The sequence below is a fragment of the Microcystis sp. T1-4 genome, assembly GCF_000297435.1.
In the GTDB taxonomy this organism is placed as follows: Bacteria; Cyanobacteriota; Cyanobacteriia; order Cyanobacteriales; family Microcystaceae; genus Microcystis.
In genome coordinates this window covers 1-459 of sequence record NZ_CAIP01000066.1, presented here as the reverse complement: position 1 = coordinate 459, position 459 = coordinate 1, and the positions used below count along the sequence as shown (strand labels likewise).

The 459-nt window shown below is 42.7% G+C and carries 1 pseudogene; it reads left to right on the top strand.

The window, feature by feature from the left end:
* Positions 1-459, top strand: a pseudogene (locus tag MICAI_RS03650) (hypothetical protein); the annotation flags it as partial.

Sequence of the window (459 nt, the reverse complement as noted above, 5' to 3'; positions counted from 1 at the left end):
GGTACAGACACCATCGGCACTTTAGACCTTAGCAGTTTTACCACCAATTTAACCATTGATAACAGTGGGGGAACCTTCACTGAAAGTAATGGCAATGTGGTCAAAAATGTTGAACGGTTCAATAACCTGACTACTGGAACCGGTAATGATAGTATTAGCTTTACGGGGAGTTTTAATGAAACCATTGCTACCGGAGAGGGAGACGATACGATTAACGGGGGACGAGGACAAGATAACGTCAATGGTGGGGATGGAAATGACCTATTAATTGTCAACTACTCCAGTAACACCTACGCGGGGACAACCACCTATCCAGCAGGGATAAGTAGCAGTATCTATCTAAGTAGTGGGGATTGGAGTGGTTCTTTTAGTGCCTATACTAATAGCAGTGGTAATTCTGACTACGTTTCCTTCTCTAATATAGAAAGGTTTCAAATTACTGGGACTAATGCTAACGAC